At 35.1% G+C, this 21,028-nt stretch carries 16 protein-coding genes, 2 tRNA genes and 2 rRNA genes; 12 read left to right on the forward strand and 8 right to left on the reverse strand.

From position 1 onward, the window contains the following. Window positions 1-98: 98 nt before the first annotated feature. The 4 genes from AC3ITQ_RS00110 to AC3ITQ_RS00125 form a co-directional block, all read right to left on the reverse strand. Window positions 99-2,979: ribosomal RNA gene (locus AC3ITQ_RS00110) — 23S ribosomal RNA — on the reverse strand. Between the two features lie 136 nt (window positions 2,980-3,115). After that, window positions 3,116-3,189 (reverse strand) — tRNA-Ala (locus tag AC3ITQ_RS00115). 108 nt (window positions 3,190-3,297) lie between these two features. Next, window positions 3,298-3,371 (reverse strand) — tRNA-Ile (locus AC3ITQ_RS00120). A 123-nt stretch (window positions 3,372-3,494) separates the two neighbouring features. Continuing rightward, window positions 3,495-5,008, reverse strand: a 16S ribosomal RNA gene (locus tag AC3ITQ_RS00125). The 16S and 23S rRNA genes sit together here with 2 tRNA genes alongside, the layout of an rRNA operon. Window positions 5,009-6,187: 1,179 nt before the next feature. On the opposite strand from AC3ITQ_RS00125, the gene thrS reads away from it, so the two are divergent. The 12 genes from thrS (at window position 6,188) to AC3ITQ_RS00185 (ending at window position 17,247) form a co-directional block, all read left to right on the forward strand. Further along, window positions 6,188-8,134 (forward strand): threonine--tRNA ligase, encoded by a 1,947-nt coding sequence (gene thrS, locus AC3ITQ_RS00130; protein WP_489236311.1) that lies wholly within the window; start codon window positions 6,188-6,190, stop codon window positions 8,132-8,134. 22 nt (window positions 8,135-8,156) lie between these two features. Further along, window positions 8,157-8,708, forward strand: a complete 552-nt coding sequence (gene infC, locus AC3ITQ_RS00135) for a translation initiation factor IF-3 (protein ID WP_072974136.1) — start codon at window positions 8,157-8,159, stop codon at window positions 8,706-8,708. A gap of 101 nt (window positions 8,709-8,809) precedes the next feature. Further along, window positions 8,810-9,007, forward strand: a complete 198-nt coding sequence (gene rpmI, locus AC3ITQ_RS00140) for a 50S ribosomal protein L35 (protein WP_007810722.1) — start codon at window positions 8,810-8,812, stop codon at window positions 9,005-9,007. A 101-nt stretch (window positions 9,008-9,108) separates the two neighbouring features. Next, window positions 9,109-9,453 carry a 50S ribosomal protein L20 gene (gene rplT / locus AC3ITQ_RS00145; RefSeq protein ID WP_007810721.1) on the forward strand — a complete coding sequence of 115 codons (345 nt, stop codon included), beginning with the start codon at window positions 9,109-9,111 and terminating at the stop codon, window positions 9,451-9,453. A gap of 102 nt (window positions 9,454-9,555) precedes the next feature. Continuing rightward, window positions 9,556-10,371, forward strand: coding sequence for a hypothetical protein (locus AC3ITQ_RS00150; RefSeq protein WP_489236312.1), 816 nt, complete (start codon window positions 9,556-9,558; stop codon window positions 10,369-10,371). Window positions 10,372-10,447: 76 nt separating this feature from the next. After that, a complete protein-coding gene (locus tag AC3ITQ_RS00155; RefSeq protein ID WP_489236313.1) occupies window positions 10,448-11,020 on the forward strand; it encodes a Crp/Fnr family transcriptional regulator in 573 nt (190 codons plus the stop codon). A 77-nt stretch (window positions 11,021-11,097) separates the two neighbouring features. Beyond that, window positions 11,098-11,532: a carboxymuconolactone decarboxylase family protein gene (locus tag AC3ITQ_RS00160; RefSeq protein ID WP_489236314.1), complete on the forward strand. Its 435-nt coding sequence runs from the start codon at window positions 11,098-11,100 to the stop codon at window positions 11,530-11,532. Between the two features lie 169 nt (window positions 11,533-11,701). Beyond that, window positions 11,702-13,426 carry a tetratricopeptide repeat-containing sensor histidine kinase gene (locus AC3ITQ_RS00165; protein ID WP_489236315.1) on the forward strand — a complete coding sequence of 575 codons (1,725 nt, stop codon included), beginning with the start codon at window positions 11,702-11,704 and terminating at the stop codon, window positions 13,424-13,426. Further along, complete coding sequence (locus AC3ITQ_RS00170; RefSeq protein ID WP_489236316.1) at window positions 13,427-15,193, forward strand: ATP-binding protein; 1,767 nt, start codon at window positions 13,427-13,429, stop codon at window positions 15,191-15,193. A gap of 8 nt (window positions 15,194-15,201) precedes the next feature. Further along, a complete protein-coding gene (locus tag AC3ITQ_RS00175; protein ID WP_489236317.1) occupies window positions 15,202-15,870 on the forward strand; it encodes a response regulator in 669 nt (222 codons plus the stop codon). A 143-nt stretch (window positions 15,871-16,013) separates the two neighbouring features. After that, window positions 16,014-16,181 (forward strand): hypothetical protein, encoded by a 168-nt coding sequence (locus AC3ITQ_RS00180; protein ID WP_157849277.1) that lies wholly within the window; start codon window positions 16,014-16,016, stop codon window positions 16,179-16,181. A 262-nt stretch (window positions 16,182-16,443) separates the two neighbouring features. Beyond that, complete coding sequence (locus AC3ITQ_RS00185) at window positions 16,444-17,247, forward strand: endonuclease/exonuclease/phosphatase family protein (RefSeq protein ID WP_489236318.1); 804 nt, start codon at window positions 16,444-16,446, stop codon at window positions 17,245-17,247. Between the two features lie 2 nt (window positions 17,248-17,249). On the opposite strand, the gene AC3ITQ_RS00190 is transcribed toward AC3ITQ_RS00185, so the two are convergent. The 4 genes from AC3ITQ_RS00190 to AC3ITQ_RS00205 all read right to left on the reverse strand — a co-directional run bounded on the left by AC3ITQ_RS00190 (window position 17,250) and on the right by AC3ITQ_RS00205 (window position 20,939). Further along, window positions 17,250-18,509: an asparagine synthetase B gene (locus AC3ITQ_RS00190; RefSeq protein ID WP_489236319.1), complete on the reverse strand. Its 1,260-nt coding sequence runs from the start codon at window positions 18,507-18,509 to the stop codon at window positions 17,250-17,252. Between the two features lie 348 nt (window positions 18,510-18,857). After that, entirely contained in the window at window positions 18,858-19,523 is a 666-nt protein-coding gene (locus AC3ITQ_RS00195; RefSeq protein ID WP_489236320.1) for a response regulator, read from the reverse strand. 111 nt (window positions 19,524-19,634) lie between these two features. Beyond that, entirely contained in the window at window positions 19,635-20,426 is a 792-nt protein-coding gene (locus AC3ITQ_RS00200) for a sensor histidine kinase (protein WP_489236321.1), read from the reverse strand. Window positions 20,427-20,456: 30 nt separating this feature from the next. Next, complete coding sequence (locus AC3ITQ_RS00205; RefSeq protein WP_489236322.1) at window positions 20,457-20,939, reverse strand: hypothetical protein; 483 nt, start codon at window positions 20,937-20,939, stop codon at window positions 20,457-20,459. Window positions 20,940-21,028: the final 89 nt, after the last annotated feature.

Consider the following 21,028-nt stretch of genomic DNA (forward strand, 5'->3'; position numbering starts at 1 on the left):
GCTGATCAACATTACACAATATCTTAACATACTGAGATAAAGAAAAAAGTATTGATTTAGAAAGTTTCTTCTCCCGACCGGAGTCGGGAGAAAAGGGTGTACATAAGCTTACGGATTATTAGTACTACTCGACTATGACATTACTGCCTTTACATCTATAGCCTATCAACGTGGTCATCTTCCACGATCCTTAAAAGAAATCTCATCTTGTGGTGGGTTTCGCGCTTATATGCTTTCAGCGCTTATCCCTTCCAAACGTAGCTACTCTGCGGTGCCCCTGGCGGGACAACAGATACACTAGAGGTTTGTCCAATTCGGTCCTCTCGTACTAGAATCAGATCCACTCAAATTTCTAACGCCCACAGTAGATAGAGACCGAACTGTCTCACGACGTTCTGAACCCAGCTCGCGTGCCACTTTAATGGGCGAACAGCCCAACCCTTGGGACCTTCTCCAGCCCCAGGATGTGACGAGCCGACATCGAGGTGCCAAACCCCCCCGTCGATATGAGCTCTTGGGGGAGATCAGCCTGTTATCCCCGGCGTACCTTTTATCCTTTGAGCGATGGCCCTTCCATGCGGAACCACCGGATCACTATGCTCTACTTTCGTACCTGATCGACCTGTATGTCTCTCAGTCAAGCTCCCTTATGCCATTGCACTCTACGCACGGTTACCAAGCGTACTGAGGGAACCTTTAGAAGCCTCCGTTACTCTTTTGGAGGCGACCACCCCAGTCAAACTACCCACCAAGCAATGTCCCCCACAATATGGGGTTAGGCCTCAGATAAACAAAGGGTTGTATTTCAACAATGACTCCACAACGCCTGGCGACGCCACTTCACAGTCTCCAACCTATCCTACACATCATTTATCCAAGGTCAATACTAAGCTATAGTAAAGGTGCACAGGGTCTTTTCGTCCCACTGCGGGTAAACGGCATCTTCACCGTTACTACAATTTCACCGAGCTCATGGCTGAGACAGTGTCCAGATCGTTACACCATTCGTGCAGGTCGGAACTTACCCGACAAGGAATTTCGCTACCTTAGGACCGTTATAGTTACGGCCGCCGTTTACTGGGGCTTCAATTCAATGCTTCTCCGAAGATAACATCTCCTCTTAACCTTCCAGCACCGGGCAGGTGTCAGGCCCTATACTTCATCTTACGATTTTGCAGAGCCCTGTGTTTTTGATAAACAGTCGCCTGGACCTCTTCACTGCGGCCAGCTTGCGCTGGCGACCTTTCTCCCGAAGTTACAGGTCTATTTTGCCTAATTCCTTAGCCATGAATCTCTCGAGCACCTTAGGATTCTCTCCTCAACTACCTGTGTCGGTTTACGGTACTGGTACTAATTACCTGAAGTTTAGAGGTTTTTCTTGGAAGCCCTTAGGCGCACTATCTCTTTGTCCGAAGACTCCGAGTACTATCGTATTTCCCCAAGATCTGTGGATTTGCCTGCAGATCTTATAGGTAGGTACTTCAACGAACTATTCCGTCAGTTCGCGGCGCTTTCATCACTCCGTCACCCCATCACAGTAATTAGTAGTACGGGAATATTAACCCGTTAGCCATCGACTGTCCCTTTCGGGTTCGCCTTAGGACCAGACTAACCCACAGCTGATTAGCATAGCTGTGGAAACCTTAGTTTTTCGGTGTGCGGGTTTCTCGCCCGCATTATCGTTACTTATGCCTACATTTTCTTTTCCAGCCAGTCCAGCATACCTTACGATACACCTTCAACCCTGCTGGAATGCTCCCCTACCACTTACAGTAAACTGTAAATCCATAGCTTCGGTAATACGCTTATGCCCGATTATTATCCATGCTCGTCCGCTCGACTAGTGAGCTGTTACGCACTCTTTAAATGAATGGCTGCTTCCAAGCCAACATCCTAGCTGTCTGGGCAGACAAACCTCGTTCTTTCAACTTAGCGTATATTTGGGGACCTTAGCTGATGGTCTGGGTTCTTTCCCTCTCGGACTTGGACCTTAGCACCCAAGCCCTCACTGCTGAGAAACATTATATAGCATTCGGAGTTTGTCAGGAATTGGTAGGCGGTGAAGCCCCCGCATCCAATCAGTAGCTCTACCTCTATATAACTTAAATTCAGCGCTGCACCTAAATGCATTTCGGGGAGTACGAGCTATTTCCGAGTTTGATTGGCCTTTCACCCCTACCCACAGGTCATCCGAAGACTTTTCAACGTCAACCGGTTCGGACCTCCACTGTGTGTTACCACAGCTTCATCCTGCCCATGGGTAGATCACACGGTTTCGCGTCTAACACTACTGACTAAAGCGCCCTATTCAGACTCGCTTTCGCTACGGATCCGTGGCTTAACCACTTAACCTTGCCAGCAACGTTAACTCGTAGGCTCATTATGCAAAAGGCACGCCGTCACCCCACGAAAGGGCTCCGACCGCTTGTAAGCGTATGGTTTCAGGATCTATTTCACTCCGTTATTCACGGTTCTTTTCACCTTTCCCTCACGGTACTGGTTCACTATCGGTCTCTCAGGAGTATTTAGCCTTAGCGGATGGTCCCGCCAAATTCAGACAGGGTTTCACGTGCCCCGCCCTACTCAGGATACCACTATCTATTATACTCGTTACCCATACGGGACTATCACCCTCTATGGTGTCACTTTCCAGTAACTTCCGGTTCCTTGTACATAAAATGTCGTGGTCCTACAACCCCAACAATGCCGTAACATCATTGGTTTGGGCTAATCCGCGTTCGCTCGCCACTACTTACGGAATCACTTTTGTTTTCTTCTCCTCCGCCTACTTAGATGTTTCAGTTCAGCGGGTTTGCCCACCTATCGGTGTACTATGTCTTCAACATAGTGGGTTGCCCCATTCAGGTATCTACGGATCAATTCGTGTGTGCCGATCCCCGTAGCTTTTCGCAGCTTATCACGCCTTTCATCGCCTCTGAGAGCCAAGGCATCCCCCATACGCCCTTATTTTGCTTATTGTACCAATCTTAAATTTAATTAAGACCGTTTTTTTTTGTTTTCTACTATAAATAGTAAAAAACGCTTTCTACTTTTTATTATTTTCTTATCTCAATATGTCAATGAACTTTTATTTACTATCTTCACAGTAAATCAGTGGAGAATAACGGAGTCGAACCGTTGACCTCCTGCGTGCAAGGCAGGCGCTCTAGCCAGCTGAGCTAATCCCCCATTTTTCAATCTTAGATTGTAGAATTCAGATTTTAGATTTCTTAATTCTTCTCTAATTTCTTTTGGTGAATTCCAACTTCCAGAATTTCCTTTTTTTAAGTTAAATAGTAGTCCCGGGCAGACTCGAACTGCCGACCCCTACATTATCAGTGTAGTACTCTAACCAGCTGAGCTACGAGACTCTGTTTTACTTAAAATTTATTATTTGAACTAACAGCAAGAGTAAAATAGTCTTAAAATTAAAAACCTATAAAGCTTCTTCTTTTTTCCCCATCGTGTATTAATACTAACAATTGGGGCTCTAGAAAGGAGGTGTTCCAGCCGCACCTTCCGGTACGGCTACCTTGTTACGACTTAGCCCTAGTTACCAGTTTTACCCTAGGCAGCTCCTTGCGGTCACCGACTTCAGGCACCCCCAGCTTCCATGGCTTGACGGGCGGTGTGTACAAGGCCCGGGAACGTATTCACCGGATCATGGCTGATATCCGATTACTAGCGATTCCAGCTTCACGGAGTCGAGTTGCAGACTCCGATCCGAACTGTGACCGGTTTTATAGATTCGCTCCTGGTCGCCCAGTGGCTGCTCTCTGTACCGGCCATTGTAGCACGTGTGTAGCCCAAGGCGTAAGGGCCGTGATGATTTGACGTCATCCCCACCTTCCTCACAGTTTGCACTGGCAGTCTTGTTAGAGTTCCCGACATGACTCGCTGGCAACTAACAACAGGGGTTGCGCTCGTTATAGGACTTAACCTGACACCTCACGGCACGAGCTGACGACAACCATGCAGCACCTTGTAAATTGTCTTGCGAAAGATCTGTTTCCAAACCGGTCAATCTACATTTAAGCCTTGGTAAGGTTCCTCGCGTATCATCGAATTAAACCACATGCTCCACCGCTTGTGCGGGCCCCCGTCAATTCCTTTGAGTTTCATTCTTGCGAACGTACTCCCCAGGTGGGATACTTATCACTTTCGCTTAGCCACTGAAATTGCTTCCAACAGCTAGTATCCATCGTTTACGGCGTGGACTACCAGGGTATCTAATCCTGTTCGCTACCCACGCTTTCGTCCATCAGCGTCAATCCATTAGTAGTAACCTGCCTTCGCAATTGGTATTCCATGTAATCTCTAAGCATTTCACCGCTACACTACATATTCTAGTTACTTCCTAATAATTCAAGTTTAACAGTATCAATGGCCGTTCCACCGTTGAGCGATGGGCTTTCACCACTGACTTATTAAACCGCCTACGGACCCTTTAAACCCAATGATTCCGGATAACGCTTGGATCCTCCGTATTACCGCGGCTGCTGGCACGGAGTTAGCCGATCCTTATTCTTACGATACCGTCAAGCTACTTCACGAAGTAGTGTTTCTTCTCGTATAAAAGCAGTTTACAATCCATAGGACCGTCATCCTGCACGCGGCATGGCTGGATCAGGCTTGCGCCCATTGTCCAATATTCCTCACTGCTGCCTCCCGTAGGAGTCTGGTCCGTGTCTCAGTACCAGTGTGGGGGATCTCCCTCTCAGGACCCCTACCCATCGTAGCCTTGGTAAGCCGTTACCTTACCAACTAGCTAATGGGACGCATGCTCATCTTTTACCGTTGTGACTTTAATTACAAAATGATGCCATTTCGTAATACTATGAGGTATTAATCCAAATTTCTCTGGGCTATCCCTCTGTAAAAGGTAGATTGCATACGCGTTACGCACCCGTGCGCCGGTCTCTAGTTCCGAAGAACTATACCCCTCGACTTGCATGTGTTAAGCCTGCCGCTAGCGTTCATCCTGAGCCAGGATCAAACTCTTCATCGTATATTGTTTGTTCCGATTAATCGGAACTAATTATTATTCGAATCAGTCTCTATCGGTTCTTTTATAAATCTCTCGATTATCTTACTCTTTATTCTTTTGCTCTAACATCTCTGTTAAAGCGGCTGTCAATTCAATATGTCTACGAACGTGTCTTTCAATCTTGTTTCGCTTGTCTCTCAAAGCGGGTGCAAAAGTAGAAAACTTATTTCTAACTGGCAAATGTTTTTTGAAGTTTTTTTTGAAAAATTTTCGTTTCAATTTCCTCTTCTTATTTACCAATCTATCAATGAACTTTCCGTGTTTTGCGGGGTGCAAATGTAACATCCGTTTTCAAATCTCACAAGCTTTTTGGAATCTTTTTTTGAAAAAATTTTTTCAGTATTAATTCGTATGCTTGTCAGTATTTCAGTGAACGTCTATCGCTGTTGCGGGTGCAAAAGTAGCACCTTTATTGAGTTCTGCAAGCTTTTAATCGAACTATTTTTGATCTTTTTTAAAACTTTTTCTTAACACTCTGATAACTCAAAACTTAGCTTTTTAACTTTTTTATCATTTATAAGAATATTCTGTAGTGTTTGTAATTCTCTCAATTCTTTTATTTCTGGATATGCCATTTTTATGGACTTCACACAGCAATACGTTCTTTCCTGAGAACTTTATAACTTATCGCATTACTCTTCTTTCTGGCCTTTTATCCCTGTTAGACAAAGATTCTAAAGCACAAAGTCTCTTTTCATTCTTTTCAGACATGCATCTTTTATACTTATATATAATAGGACTTCTTTTGAAAACAGCTATCCTAGCCCCGATGGGAGGGAAAATCCTTTTGTGCCGGGGTTCGGCACAAAAGATTGGAAGAAACAGCGGAATTAAGCTCATTATTAAAATACTAATTCCAATAACAAAATTCCAAATTCCAAATCTCAAATTGTTTCACCTGCTCTCTAGCAATCGGATCCAAATTCTAATTAGAAAGGGTTTCTCCCGAGTCTCGACACATATAACCCCATAATCCCCCCTCTTATATATGATAATAATATTTCCTTCCTTATATATGTATAAAAAACAAACTTCGTCAAGAATTAAATTCTTCTCTTATATATTATAGTATAAACATGTACTTATGTATTGTATGTATTTTAGTAATGCGCTATATTTGCATTCACAAAATTATAAACAATGATTAAGATTACTTTACCCGACGGGTCAATTAGAGAGTTAGCTTCAGGCGTAACTCCGATGGAGGTTGCTAAAAGCATTAGTGAAGGATTTGCAAGAAACGTGATTTCTGCGTCTTTTAATGGTACAACAATAGAAACCGAAACTCCATTGACGACCGACGGTAGTCTTATTTTATATACATGGAATGATGCGGAAGGTAAAAAAGCTTTTTGGCATTCGACTTCGCACGTAATGGCACAAGCTCTTGAGGAATTATATCCGGGAATTAAATTAACTCTTGGACCTGCAATTGCTAATGGCTTCTATTACGATGTTGATTTTGAAGATCAAAAAATTATTGAAGCTGATTTCAAAAAAATAGAAGATCGTGTTCTTGAGATTTCAAGAGAAAAACACGAATTTAAAATGCGCCCAGTTAGCAAAGCTGATGCGTTAGAAATGTATAAAGATAACGTTTACAAGACTGAATTGATTTCGAATCTTGAAGACGGAACTATAACTTTTTGCGATCACGCTACTTTCACTGACTTATGTAGAGGTGGACATATTCCGAATACCGGAATTATCAAAGCTTTTAAAATCATGAGCGTTGCCGGTGCTTATTGGCGAGGTGATGAGAAAAACAAGCAGTTGACTCGTGTTTACGGAACATCTTTCCCAAAACAAAAAGATTTAACTGAATATCTTGAACTTCTTGAAGAAGCAAAACGTCGTGATCACCGTAAATTAGGTAAAGAACTTGAATTATTTGCTTTCTCTCAGAAAGTTGGACAAGGCCTGCCATTATGGTTACCAAAAGGTGCTGCACTTAGAGACCGTTTAGAGCAATTTTTAAAGAAAGCTCAAAAGAAAGCAGGATATGAGCAAGTAGTTACTCCACATATTGGACAGAAAGAACTATATGTAACTTCTGGGCACTATGCAAAATACGGTGCAGATAGTTTTCAACCAATCAATACTCCAGCTGAAGGTGAAGAGTTTTTATTGAAGCCAATGAACTGCCCTCACCACTGCGAAATCTACAATGTAAGACCTTGGTCATACAAAGATCTACCAAAGCGTTATGCTGAATTTGGTACTGTATACAGATATGAGCAATCTGGTGAATTACACGGTTTAACTCGTGTTAGAGGATTTACTCAGGATGACGCACACATTTTCTGTACTCCAGAGCAATTGGATGAAGAGTTTAAAAAAGTAATTGATCTTGTACTTTATGTATTTGGTTCTTTAGGTTTTGAAAATTTTACAGCTCAGATTTCGTTGAGAGACCAGGAAAACAGAGAAAAATATATTGGGACAGATGAGAATTGGGAAAAGGCTGAAAATGCCATCATCAATGCTGCAGCCGATAAAGGATTGAATACTGTAGTAGAATATGGCGAGGCTGCTTTTTACGGTCCTAAGCTTGACTTTATGGTAAAAGATGCTTTAGGAAGACAATGGCAATTAGGAACTATTCAGGTAGATTATAACTTACCTGAGCGTTTTGAATTAACATATAAAGGTGCTGATAATGAATTACATCGTCCAGTAATGATTCACAGAGCTCCTTTTGGATCTATGGAACGTTTTATAGCAATTTTACTAGAACACACAGCAGGAAATTTCCCACTTTGGTTAATGCCGGAACAGGCTATAATCTTGTCTTTGAGCGAGAAATACGAAATTTATGCTAAAAAAGTTTTAGATTTGCTAGAAAATCACGAAATTCGCGCCCTAATTGACAACAGAAGTGAGACAATTGGTAAGAAAATTAGAGATGCAGAAATGCAAAAAATACCATTTATGCTGATTGTTGGTGAGGAGGAAGAGAAAAACGGAACAATTTCTATTCGTCGTCATGGTCAAGAAGGAAAAGGGAATATTACAGTTTCAATTGATGAATTTGTCGCAATTGTAGACGAAGAAATAAAAAAGACATTAAAAGTTTTTACAGTTTAACTTAAATTATAAAGTCATAGCAATAAGAAGCAACAGAGGTTATCAACCTCGAGTAGAAAAAAAGGATGCACACAGAATAAACAATAATATTCGTGGTGTACAGGAAGTAAGATTAGTAGGTGAAAACATCGAACCAGGTGTATTTAAGCTTGCTGAAGCTTTACGTTTAGCAGATCAATTCGAATTGGATTTGGTTGAAATCTCGCCAAACGCTGAGCCGCCGGTTTGTAAAATCATGGATTACAAGAAATTTGTTTACGAACAAAAGAAACGTGATAAGGTTTTGAAAGCTAAGTCTACGCAAGTTGTAGTAAAAGAAATTCGTTTTGGTCCTCAGACTGATGAGCATGATTATGAGTTTAAAAGAAAGAATGCCGAGAAATTCTTAAAAGAAGGTGCTAAATTAAAAGCATTCGTATTCTTTAAAGGACGTTCAATTATCTATAAAGATCAGGGACAGATTTTATTACTACGTTTGGCTACAGATTTAGAAGAACATGGTAAAGTGGAAGCTATGCCAGTTTTAGAAGGAAAGAGAATGATCATGTTCATTGCTCCGAAAAAGAAAAAATAGTGTTCAGTTTACAGTTTTAAGTATTCAGTTAGAAAACTTCAAACCTTAAACTTGAAACAAAAAAAATAAGTAAGTAAGAATAAATTAAAACACTAGGAAAAATGCCTAAAATGAAAACAAAATCTAGCGCCAAGAAACGTTTTAAAGTTACTGGTTCTGGAAAGATTAAAAGAAAGCATGCTTTTAAAAGTCACATCTTGACTAAAAAATCTAAAAAACGTAAATTAGCTTTGACTCACTCAGCGCTAGTTCATTCTACAGATATGAAAAGCATTAAACAACAATTAAGAATTATCTAATAATTCTTTAGGTTAAAAAATTATTTATATAACCTTGGAGTATGGCTTTTAAGTTCCTTTGATTCAATTCAGGACGCCTGCTACAAAAACACATTAAAATTATGCCAAGATCGGTAAATTCAGTTGCTAAAAGAGCAAGAAGAAAAAAAATAATGAAGCAAGCCAAAGGTTTCTTTGGTAGACGTAAAAACGTTTGGACAGTTGCTAAGAATGCAGTAGAGAAAGCAATGTGCTACGCTTACCGCGATAGAAAACAAAACAAAAGAAATTTCCGTGCATTATGGATTCAACGTATCAACGCTGGAGCTAGATTGGAAGGAATGTCTTATTCTCAATTCATGGGTAAAGTTAAAGCTAACGGAATCGAATTGAACCGTAAAGTTCTTGCTGATTTAGCTATGAACCACCCTGAAGCTTTCAAAGCAATACTTAATAAAGTAAAATAAACGTTTTATAAACTCAATTTAGATTACTTACTTATCATAGAAAAACCATTCGTTAACGAATGGTTTTTTGCTTTTTACCTTTTCCACTAAACCTGATTTTTAATGAAAAGACTATTTTTTATTATATTCATAATGCAAATCCTAGTAGCCAGATCACAGGAGAAAAATTTGGACAGGAATTCCCTTAGCACAATAATTGGCGTAATTGACAAACGAGACTCTAACTGTCTTTCTGAAATTGAAAAGGCAAAAATGAATTTTAAATTTCAGGAATTTTTTTATGATATCGAACCTGAAGGGTATATTGATAGCGATTCTAAAAGACATCATCCCTATTTAAAAGAATTGCTTAAAGAAAAGCAAATTGAATTTCTTTATTCTAATGAACCCGAATTTTCATCGTTCCGAATTGGGAATAAAATAGAAAGTTACCCTGCAGTAACAAATTGCTATTGCAAAGCCACAAATGAATTATTAAATCTAAAATACGGACATAACTTTACAAAACAAATTGAAAGAACCGCTGATAGTTTATATGTAATAAGCAGAATAAGAATACCCTTTGAATATCCGAATGAGGTAGATAATTATTGCATTATATATCGAAATGCAACAGAGTTCTTAGATCAAAAAAAGCAAATCCAAAAAGATTTCTTTACAGTTTTTAGCCCCCCAAGTGGCTTCATCAAAAGTATAAATCAAAGAGATTTTCTTTCAAAGACAAACTTCATTATTAAAAGAGATTCAAAAATATCAGATATTAATATCGAAATTAAATTTACAAATCCTGAGAATGAAAAATTCAGCGATTCAATTGCTAGTCAGCTTAGGGCGTTTATCGAAAACGCCAAATGGAAAGCCGCTGTTTCTAGTGGTGTATTAGTCGATAGTAAATTTGAAATAAATTTCTATAATTAAACTATTTTGCCCTCTGTTATTTTATATCAGAAACAAAATTTTAAAAGTAACTTTGTACAAAACCAAACCTAGTCGTATGTATCAACTACTTTTTGATCATATCGAAAAATTCATCACTTTAGAACCTTCGGAGATCGATACTTTAGAATCATGCTTACAACTTTCTAAAGTAAAAAAGAAAGAACATCTTTTAGAAGAAGGACAGGTTTGCAATACTATGTATTTTGTTGTCAAGGGTTGCATAAGACAGTATATCATAAACACTAAAGGCAGCGAACAAACATTACAATTTGCTATTGAGAACTGGTGGATAACTGATTTTTTGAGTTACCATAACCACACTCCTTCTAACTTCTACATTCAGCCTGTAGAGAACTGCGAAATCATTGCAATAGAAAAACCTACCCTGGAAGCTTTGTTAATTGAAATTCCGAAACTGGAGCGCTATTTTAGACTCGTATCTCAAAAATCTTTTGGTGCTATGCAAATGCGAATTAAATTCTTATTCACAATGTCTGCAGAAGAAAGGTATCATCATTTCAACGATAACTTCCCTGAATTTGTTCAGCGCGTTCCACAATATATGATTGCTTCCTATTTAGATTTTTCAGCTGAATTTATGAGTAAAATCAGAGCAGGAAAAGTATGATTCGAATTTCTTGAAGTAGTTCAAGTTTTTTAAAGCACATATGCAGGAACTTTGTATCAAACTTTAAAACACACAAAATGACACCAAGAATCGTTATCCCGACAGTTGCCCCACAAGCTTATCAAGCAATGATGAATTTAGAAAAATATATTTCTACAACTTCATTAACACCCGTACATAAAGAATTGATTAAAATCCGTGCGTCACAAATAAATGGTTGTGCGTATTGTATTAATATGCATACAGCTGACGCCAGAAAATATGGCGTAAGTGAACAACGCATCTATTTATTAAGTGCGTGGCGTGAAGCTGATGTTTATACCGAAGAAGAAAAAGCAATTTTAGCTTTGACTGAACAAGTTACTTTAATCAACAATCATGTTTCAGAAGATGTATACCAAAATGCTGCACGCTTATTTGATGAAAAATACCTTGCAGAAATCATCATGATGATCATTACCATTAACGCCTGGAACCGAATAGGAGTTAGTACAGGAATGAGAGCTGTATAATTTTTATAAAGATAATTTTTACAACATTCCAGCAAATACAAGCCCTTGTAGCAGAGGGCTTCTTTATATCTACCTGTAAATCAGAACAAGAAAATTAGTTTTTTCGCAATAATTTAAAATACCGTATTTATACGTGGTCGTAAGAACTAAAATTTTCTATTTTTGGCTCATGATTACAAAAGGGACTCAAATAACTCTATATATTACAGTATTATTTCTTATCTTATTTTCTTGTCAAAAAGAGAAAGACATCACCAAAACTGCGCCCAAAAATACTAAAGCGCAAGTTGAGAAATTAATCGTTATTGCCGATAAGCTTTACGATAACAAAAACTTTGACAGTGCCTTTTATTACTATAATAAAGTAAAATCCATTTGTAATCCTATAACTGATTCGGAAAATTTCGTTAGCACACTGGACCGAATGGCCGATATCCAACAAAACATAAGTGATTACTCCGGAAGCGAATCAACAGCTACAGAAGCAATTCCATATTTAAAATATATAAAAAACCCTAAACACGCCTGGAACACATACGTTATTTTAGGAATTAATTATTTAAACACGTACGATTACAAACTAGCGTTGTACTATTACAATAAAGCCTTAGCATTAAAAACAACAGAATGGAGAAAAGCCGCTGCCAAAAATAATATAGCTCGTATTTACATCCAACAAAAAAAATATAATGAAGCAATAAAAATTTTCGAAGCCTTATTAGAAGGTGATGGTGTAAAAAAATTCCCTGAAGATTATGCCAGAGCACTTGACAATGTAGGTTACTGTTATTTACAAAACAATGACCCAAAAGCACTATCTTATTTAAATAAAGCTTTACAAATAAGAATCAGAATTAAAGATGACTCAGCACTTAGTTCAAGCTACCTTAATTTGGCCGAATTCTATGTAAAAAAAAACATTCCGTTAGCAAAAAGATACATGATACTTAGCTATGAAAAATCTTCCCTAATGAATCATGTTAACGATAGAATGTCTTCTTTAAAATTATTAATAAACCATAGTGATAATAGTGAATTAAAAAAATACTCTCTACTATATATCAAAATAAATGATAGTATTACAGAGGTAAGACAAAAAACAAAGAATCAATTTGCAAAAATTAGGTATGACTCTAAGAAAGAAAAAGAGGAGAATTTAAAATTAAAAACTCATAAAGCTGAAAACGAATTACAACTAGAAAGGCAGAAAAATCGAAATATCATTTCGTATATTCTAATTGCTTTAAGTTTAAGTTTGATTGTTGTTCTATATTTTTACCTAACATCACGAGGTAATAGAGAAAAAATTGAAGCTACTTATAAAAGTGAAACAAGAATAGCAAAGAAGCTGCATGATGAACTTGCTAATGATATATACCACACAATGGCTTTTGCCGAAAATAGGAATCTTTCGATAGTCGAGAATAAAGAGCAACTATTAATTAATTTAGATGCTATATATTCAAGAACAAGAGATATTTCAAAGGAAAACAGCCCTGTAATAACCAATGAAAAATATACTTTCTATTTAAAAGAAATGATTTCCGGTTTCAATACTCCGAATATTAATCTTTTATTAAGCGACATAGAATCTGTTGCATGGAATGAAATAGAAAAAAATAAAAAAATTACCATCTATAGAATTTTACAAGAGTTGCTTGTAAATATGAAAAAGCATAGTAATGCGACTTTAGTAGGTATCAATTTCAAAAAAACAGACAAAAGCGTTATTATTAATTATACTGATAATGGGAAAGGTATTGATATTAATAATATGATTTTCAAAAATGGCTTGCATAATGTCGAGAATCGTATCCTTAGCATAAAAGGAGAAATCGACATTGATACTGAGCCCAATAAAGGATTCAAAGTTTTCATTAAATTTCCTTTATAGATGAGAGAACAATACTTAATTTTTTCTCAAAAAAAAAATTTAAAATTCCTAATAATAATACTGTCTCTATTATTAGCAGGCTTATTTATACATTTTTGTCAAAACAAGACGGCAGAAAAAGTCAAACCAGATCTAACCGAAAAAATAAAAAGATTAACTGACAGTGCCGACATCTATTTTGATAATAATCAACAAGATAGCGCTCTTTACGTTTATACTAAAGTTAAAGCACTTTGCGATCCTAAAATAAATACAACTGATTATGTATATGCGCTATCATGTATCGCCGAAATTCAGCAAGATCAATGTGATTACATTGCTAGTGAAGCAAGTGCAACAGAAGCTTTACCATATTTAAAAGAAATAAAAAATCCTCGTTATTCCTGGATTGTATATAATCTTCTAGGGATAAATTATACACACTCCTATGATAACAAAAATGCAATTTTATACTTCAAAAAAGCAATTAAATTAAAGACGAGTACATGGCGAAAAAGTCTTGCAATAAATAATTTAGTAGTTGTTTACATGGAGCAAAAGAAATACAGAGAAGCGGCAATTCTTCTTAATATTTTAGCATCTCAAAAAAAAATCTCCAATTATGATGCAGCAAATAACAATGACCATGCTTATATCACAGACAATCTGGGTTTTTGTTATTATAAACTTGGAGACTCAAAAAAAGCATTAGAATGCTACTATGAAGGGTTAAAAATAAGATTACAATACAAAAACAACGACGGTTTATCAACTTCTTTAAAGCATCTATCTTTATTTTTTCAAAAAAGTAATCCAAAAATAGCAAAAGAATATGCTCAAAAAGCATATAACCATGCTTCACAAATAAATAATATAGGCGAAAAGATCAGCAGTTTAGCAATGCTTATAAAAACCAGTACGGGAAGTGATTTAAAAAAATACTCAAAGGAATATATTGCACTTACTGATAAACTACGCATTGCACAGAAAAAAACAAAAAATCAATTTTCTAATATTAAATATACCTTTAACAAAGACAAAGCAGAAAACTTACAGCTTAAAGCTTTACGAACAGAAAACAAGATACAATTAGAAAGACAGAAAAACCGAGTTATCATCGCATATCTAATAATAGCATTTGTTCTAGGGCTTATTTTGTTCCTCTATTTTTACTTAACATCAAAAGGGAGAAAAGAAAAAAATGAAGCCATTTTTAGCAGTGAAATACGCATATCAAAGAAATTACACGACGAACTTGCCAATGATGTTTATCAAACAATAGCTTTTGCCGAAACTAAGGATCTTGAAAAAGATGAAAACAAAGAAAAACTATTAAGCAACCTTGATACTATTTATTTCAGAACGAGAAATATATCGAAAGAAAATAGTAATATCTGCACAGATAAAAATTATCCGCAGGCGGTAAAAGAAATGATCCTGGGACATAAAGCATCTGAAATTAACATCTTGATAAATGGCTTCGAGACCATTCGTTGGAACGAAATTGAAAAGAATAAAAAAATAATTCTCTACCGGGTTTTGCAAGAGTTATTTGTCAATATGAAAAAACACAGTGAAGCAACACTAGCGAGTATTTCTTTCATCATAAAGAATAAAAATTTACATGTTACTTATATAGATAATGGCGTGGGAATTAAAAATAACACATTAATTTTAAAAAATGGCCTTCAAAATGTGGAAAGCCGTATTAAAACTATAAATGGAACTATTATTTTTGGCAATAATTCACAAAAAGGTTTTAAAATAAGTTTCACTTTCCCTTTATAAAATATAATATGTTTAAAAAAGTTTTAGTAGCCGAAGATTTAGATAGTATAAGTATCGCTGTTATTCAAGTACTTGAAGACTTAAAAATACCAACAATACATCATGTAAAATACTGTGATGATGGCTTGTTACGAGTAAAAAAAGCACTTCTCGAAAACGCTCCTTATGATCTATTGATAAGTGATTTATCTTTTAAATCAGACCATCGAAAGACAGCGTTATCAAGTGGAGAAGAACTTATTGAAGCAATTAATACGGTTCAACCTTCTTTGAAAAAAATTGTATTTTCAATTGAAGACAAATCCTATAGAATTAAATCATTGTTTAATGACTTGAAAATAAATGCCTACGTTTCAAAAGGGCGAAATAGTATAAATGAACTAAGAAAAGCGATTGAAGCAACTTTTAGAGGAGAAGAAAAAATTCTATCGTCAGATTTATCATTTAGTTTTAACGATAAAACATTGATTGAAATAGAATCTTATGATATTTCAATTCTAAAATTATTAGCTCAAGGATATATTTTAGAAAACATTGCAAGTGAATTTAAATCATCTTCAATTACTCCAAATGGAACAAGTAGCATCGAAAAAAGAATTAATAAATTGAAAATATATTTTAAAGCCAATAACAATGTCCATTTAATTGCTATTGCGAAAGATTTTGGCTTAGTATAAATTTTATTGGTGTTTACGGGTTTCCGTAAGGAAATGTTTCTTTATCCTTATAAATTTGTTTTTAATTTATTAACCGACCAATGAAACCTAAATACCAAATTAATTTTATCGCAAAAATTAATACAACTAAAAACAAGATCATTATGAAAACTATGTTATTATGTATTTTTCTTTCCGTAAGTTTTGCTTTTGTTTCTGAGAAATCAGGGTGGCTTGAAGTTGACTGGAAAATCATTTTTATTCCGGCACTTCTTGTCTTGCAAATCATTATTATCTCGACCGCTTTAAAAAACAGATACAAAAAACATTAAGTCGTAATTTTTCAATCTTAAACTTCATAGATATGAAAAAAAACTTCCTAATTATATTGATCTGCATACTTATTATAGTGCACTGGTATAGCTCAAGAACAGAAAGAATGGTTCCCAAAATAGCTATAAAAGGAAAGACTCACGACAATACCACAAAAAAAAGTCTTAAAAAAGATTTTGACATAAGCAGAAACTAAAAATTAGAGTAATTAAGAATATCATCAAATTTTAAATTACTTATATTTGATTTTTAAAATTCTGCATGAAAAACATTTTAAGTTCTCTTCTTTTATTCTTAAGTCTTCTCTCTTTTTCACAAACTAAAATTGTCTCCTGGAATTTAGAAAATTTCGGAAAATCAAAATCTACTACTGAATTAAATTTTATTGCCAATACTATTCAAGAATACGATATAATAGCAATACAGGAAGTTGTTGCTGGCTACGGCGGTGCACAGGCTATTGCAGAACTAAACAGTATATTGAACGAAAAAGGCTCAAAATGGAATTACATAATTAGCAACCCAACCAGTAGCAGCAGTTACAAGAGGGAACGTTATGCCTTTATTTGGAAAACAAAAAAAATAAAATTAATAGGCAGCCCGTGGCTGGAAAAAAAATATCATCTGGAAATTGATAGGGAGCCTTATTTCGCAACTTTTGAAATTGATAAAAAGAGAATTACTTTAGTAAATTTTCATGCCATTACAAAAAACAAACAACCAGAAACCGAAATTAAATACTTTAAATTTTTTCCTGCTGAATATCCTGACTTAAATTTAATTTTTATAGGAGATTTTAACTGCCCACAATCACATTCCGTTTTCAATCCACTGAAAAAATCAGGATATACTTCTGTTTTACAAAATCAAAAAACATCATTGAAGAAAAAATGTAAAAACAATTATTGTCTGGCATCAGAGTTTGACAATATATTTTTCAAAATAAACTCACTGGATTATAAAAATTCAGGCGTGATACCTTTCTACAAAACTTTTAGTTCATTACAAGAGGCCCGAAAAATATCAGATCATATCCCAATATGGTTTGAGTTTTCGTTAAAGTAAATTTATGTTTTTAGTTTTTTCTTTTTAGCTGCAGGAAATAATACATTATTTAAGATCAATCTATATCCAGGCGAATTTGGGTGTAGATCTAAAACTGTTGGCGGATCTCCAACCTGATGCTGAAAATCCTCGGGATCATGGCCCCCAAAAAAGGTAAACATCCCCTTCCCTTTTTCTCCATGTATATATCTGGCCTCACCATTAAGTTCGCAAGTGCCCATTACTAATATATTTGATTTTATCAATGCTGAATCAAATGAAGTAGTTTGCCCCATAAATCCTTTTACCAATTGTGTATGATTTTGGCAAAGCATACTAGGGATTGGGTCCCATTTTGCAGAAAATTCCATTAAAGAAAAATAATCTTTTTCTACAGGAATTTTACGTTTCAAGGTCATATCGATATCTGAAAACTCATACTGTTCTGGTCTTCTTTCTAATGTAAAATCCTTAAAAGCAAATGAATTTCCGAAATTTAATTTTGCCTGATAGTTCGAATCACTCGCGTCACCATCAAACATTGCTTCACAAATATCTACTCCATCGGCTGCAAGGGCAATATCAAAACTGTCTGTTGCAGAACACATGGCAAACATAAAACCCCCTCCAATCACAAAATCCCTAATTTTTTTAGCGACAGCACCTTTTTCCTGAGAAACTTTGCTATAACCTAATTTTGCGGCCAAAGCTTCCGCATCTTTTTTCTGGTCAATATACCAGGGTGTATTTTTATATGCTGCATAAAATTTACCGTACTGTCCGGTAAAATCTTCGTGATGCAGATGTAACCAATCATAAAGCAACAATTGATCACTTAAAACTTCTTCATCATAGATTGGTGTAAAAGGAATTTCGGCATACGTTAGCACCAGTGTTACAGCGTCATCCCAAGGCTGTTTTCCTTTTGGAGTATAAACCGCAATTTTTGGTGCTTTCTCCAGAATAACAGATTCCATATTTTGTGAAGGACTCGAAATATCATTTAAGATAGAAGCTTCTTCGCTATCCGAAAGTACTTCAAAACTTACTCCACGAATTTGGCATTCTTTACGAATCTCTTCGGCATCTGGTAACAAAAATGAACCTCCACGATAATTAAGCAACCAGCTGGCTTTATAATCCTTACTTAAACACCAATATGTAATTCCGTATGCTTTTAAGTGATTTTGCTGCGTAGTCTCATCCATTGGAAGTAAAATAAACGAAGCTTTTGCCGTAAATGAAAGCAACAGCATGAAAATATAGACTGAACTCTTATACATTAGAAAATTGTTTTAGTAAAGATATAAAGGAAGCTTTAAAAAACACAACAGATAAAGTTCTTTTATGAAAGAAGAAACATTAATTAAATAAACCAAATAAAGCAACTGTGCATTTTAGTTAAAAACACGTAAAAATACGTATTTCAAATAATTAATTTCTATCTACATTTGAAAAGCCAAATTATTAAACTATTAATCAAATGAAAGACCATACCATGAAGTTTAATGAGAGCAATAACCAGCCAAAGGGATTAAATTTATTACAAAAAATAGGGATTTGTGTACTTGTCCTTACTATAATTCTATATTATGTATTGTCTATTCAATTTCTAACAAGTTAGTGCGTGTTTAAATTGTTAAAAAAGCAATTTCGTTCTGAATAGCGTATACTACAAGACCAGCAATATTTCTTGATTCTGTTTTAAGTAATAAATTGTTACGATGACCTTCTACTGTTCTTGGACTCAAAAAAAGATGATCAGCAATTTCAGAAGTTGTTTTTTGCTGACAAATAAGCTGAAGGATTTCTACTTCTCTGGGAGAAAGAAAGCTGGTTTCTAAATGTCCTTTTGAGTTTTTTGACGAAACAATAGTTTCCTGAATTGTTTTTAAGACGTTCTCATTGTAATAAAAACCTTTTTTTGCGACTTCATTAATAGTATGAATTAAATCTTTGGGAGTTGTATTTTTTATTAAATAAGCAACTGCTCCTACCTGAATCATGTTTGCAATAAATGATTTAGTATCATAACTGGTTAAAGCAATTATTTTAATGTCAGGAAAAGATTTTCTGAGAATTTTAGTAGCCTCCACTCCATTTAAGACGGGCATTTTTAAATCCATGATAATAATATCAGGCTTTACCTCGTTATCTTCTAAACTAAAAAGAAGTTCTTCTCCGTTTGAAGCTTCAAAAATAATTTCAATATTATCTTCTCTCTGTAATAAAAAAGCAATTCCTTTTCGGAACAAAACTTCATCGTCAACTAAAGCAACTTTAATAGCCGGGCTCATTATTTATTTGTTTTTGGTTTTTGGTTTTCCGAAATTACAAAATATGAATTAAAAAAACATCAAAAGGCTTGACATAATGGGCTAAAAGCTGATTTATTGCTAAATTTTGGCTTAAAAAGTAAAAACCACTGAAAATCCTTTATTAATTTGAGAGTTAATCAGAATACTACCGTTCAAAAAAGAAATTCGGCTATCAATGTTTTTCATTCCCAGACCTTTTTGATTTTCAACATTTTTACTATCGAAGCCAACGCCATTATCTTCATAATTACAAGTGGGAACATTTGAAATAGTATTAAAAGAAATCCAAATTTCAGTTGCTTTTCCGTGGCGTAATGAATTATTCATCAGTTCTTGTAGAATTCTAAAAACGTGCAAATGACGATCGATGTCACTTTCATCAAAATCAATCTCATTTTTATAATGAACTTTTACAGCTTTAGTACTTTCAAACTCTTCACATAACTCTTCAACACCGGCGTTAAGCCCAAATTTCTCAAAAACTGGAGGCAATAAATTATGTGCAATTTTTCTAGAATTCTCTAATGCTTTCCCTGTGAGATTGATAATGTTTTCTGTAATTTCTTTTGTTTCTTCTTCGGTTAAATTTGAAGCAGAAAGTAAATGGGTATTTAAGGAAACAATGTTGAGTTTAGAACTTATATCATCATGTAAGTCTTGTGCGATACGCTTTCGTTCTTCTTCTTGTGTAAAAAGAACGGCATGTAATTGTTCTTTTTGATACTGTAATACTAAGTCTTTTTTTTCAAGCTCTTTTTGAATTATTTTTTTTCTTGAAAAATAGAAGAATATTATTAATACGACAGCAACTATTATAAAGAAAAGAGAAATGTATAATATTATCGCAACAAGTTCTTTTTCAGGAATTGAATGGGTATTCATATCGTGCTATTCTTTTACAAGATTATTAATTTAAGGTCGCAAGGATTTGTTATAAAAACTTACTTTCCATTCATATAAAATAAAAAACTGGTAAGCTAATGCTAAAAAAGCATTTAAGGTCCAGATGAGATATTTTAAATCATCGCTCAGACTAAAAGAAAGATTTCCAATTAAAAATAATACTGTACTGGCAAATAAGTAAATTATGATACCAATACTAGCATAATAATACATTTTACCTTCTGTGAGCATATTATAAAGGTGAAGCAAAGCAAAAACAACAATAAGCAAACATGTCAAAGCAATTTCAAACAAATTAAATTTCAAAAATTGACTCGGATCTAAAGCAAATTGTATAACTAAAATCAACAATCCAACAACGATACAAGCTTTTACAAATAGTTTTTGGATTTTTAACTTTAGTAATGAATTATAAAACAATCCTAACAGAATCATCTGTCCAATAAAAAACGTATTAAGAACAGGTAAGTTATTTACTTTAAGATGATACATTACTTCCATTGAAAATTGCATCACAAATGAGAAAAACAAATAAGACACAAAAAAAACATTAGCTTTTTCCTTTCGGAAAAAGCTAAATG

This window comes from Flavobacterium sp. KH_001 (genome assembly GCF_057840745.1).

Coding starts and splice junctions, on each gene's coding strand:
- thrS (WP_489236311.1), top strand. CDS start 6,188: ATGATTAAGATTACTTTACCCGACGGGTCAATTAGAGAGTTAGCTTCA.
- rpmI (WP_007810722.1), top strand. CDS start 8,810: ATGCCTAAAATGAAAACAAAATCTAGCGCCAAGAAACGTTTTAAAGTT.
- rplT (WP_007810721.1), top strand. CDS start 9,109: ATGCCAAGATCGGTAAATTCAGTTGCTAAAAGAGCAAGAAGAAAAAAA.
- AC3ITQ_RS00150 (WP_489236312.1), top strand. CDS start 9,556: ATGAAAAGACTATTTTTTATTATATTCATAATGCAAATCCTAGTAGCC.
- AC3ITQ_RS00155 (WP_489236313.1), top strand. CDS start 10,448: ATGTATCAACTACTTTTTGATCATATCGAAAAATTCATCACTTTAGAA.
- AC3ITQ_RS00160 (WP_489236314.1), top strand. CDS start 11,098: ATGACACCAAGAATCGTTATCCCGACAGTTGCCCCACAAGCTTATCAA.
- AC3ITQ_RS00165 (WP_489236315.1), top strand. CDS start 11,702: ATGATTACAAAAGGGACTCAAATAACTCTATATATTACAGTATTATTT.
- AC3ITQ_RS00170 (WP_489236316.1), top strand. CDS start 13,427: ATGAGAGAACAATACTTAATTTTTTCTCAAAAAAAAAATTTAAAATTC.
- AC3ITQ_RS00175 (WP_489236317.1), top strand. CDS start 15,202: ATGTTTAAAAAAGTTTTAGTAGCCGAAGATTTAGATAGTATAAGTATC.
- AC3ITQ_RS00180 (WP_157849277.1), top strand. CDS start 16,014: ATGAAAACTATGTTATTATGTATTTTTCTTTCCGTAAGTTTTGCTTTT.
- AC3ITQ_RS00185 (WP_489236318.1), top strand. CDS start 16,444: ATGAAAAACATTTTAAGTTCTCTTCTTTTATTCTTAAGTCTTCTCTCT.
- AC3ITQ_RS00190 (WP_489236319.1), bottom strand. CDS start 18,509: ATGTATAAGAGTTCAGTCTATATTTTCATGCTGTTGCTTTCATTTACG.
- AC3ITQ_RS00195 (WP_489236320.1), bottom strand. CDS start 19,523: ATGAGCCCGGCTATTAAAGTTGCTTTAGTTGACGATGAAGTTTTGTTC.
- AC3ITQ_RS00200 (WP_489236321.1), bottom strand. CDS start 20,426: ATGAATACCCATTCAATTCCTGAAAAAGAACTTGTTGCGATAATATTA.
- AC3ITQ_RS00205 (WP_489236322.1), bottom strand. CDS start 20,939: ATGTATCATCTTAAAGTAAATAACTTACCTGTTCTTAATACGTTTTTT.